General features: G+C 28.2%; 2 pseudogenes. Both read left to right on the forward strand.

The features are described 5' to 3' along the window. A pseudogene (locus H2277_RS09065) lies at positions 1–397 on the forward strand (VgrG protein); the annotation flags it as partial. A gap of 10 nt (positions 398–407) precedes the next feature. Beyond that, positions 408–751: pseudogene (locus tag H2277_RS09070) on the forward strand (hypothetical protein); the annotation flags it as partial.

The raw sequence follows: 751 nt of genomic DNA on the forward strand, positions 1-751 counted from the left end.
TAATCAAAATACTATCATACATAAGGATGAGATAAGGAATGTGAAGGGAAATAAAAAGGAAGTGGTTGAGGGGCATTATGATATTAATATCAGCGATAAAATGCAAGTATTAAGCGAGAAAGAGATGGATTATAAAAGCAAAGACAATATTCTTTTTACAAGTAATGAATCCATAGGATTTGAAAGTGATAAAAATACAAGCATGGTAGCTGATAATATCACAACTTACGCAAAAACTATTCATGAGTTAAAAGCCGATAGCGAAGCGACTATACAGGTAGGAGAAACAATTATTAATGCAAAACCTGATTGTGTTATCATTAAAGCAGGTGGAGTTGAAGTAATTATAGACTCTAATGGACTTGTGGTCAAAGGTGGAGAGCTTAAAGCAGAGTAAAGGATAAACAATGAATAAACCTTTTTACAAACTTAAAAGATTTTATATACCTTGTGGTGTGCTTGTAGCTTTGATTATTTTTACAAGCTTAACTTATCATTTTTTACATCGCCCTTTAGAGCTTATTTTTTGGGATAGATATTATCATGAAAAAGAATATCAAAATGCTAAAGATATATACAAACTATTTAAGAGCAACGAAGAAGAATTTAAAAAAGTTTTTGTAGAACAAAACTTAAATCAAGAATTAAAACTTAATCAAAAAGAATTATTAAATTATATGCATAACTTTAAAAAAGATTTTAAATTTATGCAAATTTTAGGTTTGGATAATGCTTATCTTAAAGCTCTTAA

It is taken from the genome of Campylobacter sp. W0014, from assembly GCF_020135975.1.
In the GTDB taxonomy this organism is placed as follows: Bacteria; Campylobacterota; Campylobacteria; order Campylobacterales; family Campylobacteraceae; genus Campylobacter_D.